Raw genomic sequence first — 352 nt, forward strand, 5'->3', positions numbered from 1 at the left:
TGAGCAAGGCCCAGCGGCTCACGTGACGCCGCCCCCGTCCGTGACTATCGGACCCGGCCGCGCGGCTTGAGCCGCGTGCCGGGCAGGACGGGCGCGGGCGGGTGCTGCTCATCGGCGGCGAGCCGTTCGGCGAGGAGATCGTCATGTGGTGGAACTTCGTGGGCCGTACCCACGACGAGGTCGCCGCCTTCCGTCAGGAGTGGATGGAGGGGACGGGGTTCGGCGTCGTCGAGGGGTTCGACGGGGCGCCGCTGCCCGCGCCCGTCCTGCCCGGCACGCGGCTCAAGCCGCGCGGCCGGGTCCGATAGTCACGGACGGGGGCGGCGTCACGTGAGCCGCTGGGCCTTGCTCA

The 352-nt window shown here is 74.1% G+C and carries 1 protein-coding gene; it reads left to right on the top strand.

The features are described from left to right. Positions 1 to 101: 101 nt before the first annotated feature. Entirely contained in the window at positions 102 to 308 is a 207-nt protein-coding gene (locus tag FAF44_RS53890; RefSeq protein WP_237111215.1) for a pirin-like C-terminal cupin domain-containing protein, read from the top strand. The last annotated feature ends 44 nt before the right edge of the window (positions 309 to 352 follow it).

Origin of the sequence: Nonomuraea sp. MG754425 (genome assembly GCF_021699195.1) — a bacterium.
In the GTDB taxonomy this organism is placed as follows: domain Bacteria; phylum Actinomycetota; class Actinomycetes; order Streptosporangiales; family Streptosporangiaceae; genus Nonomuraea.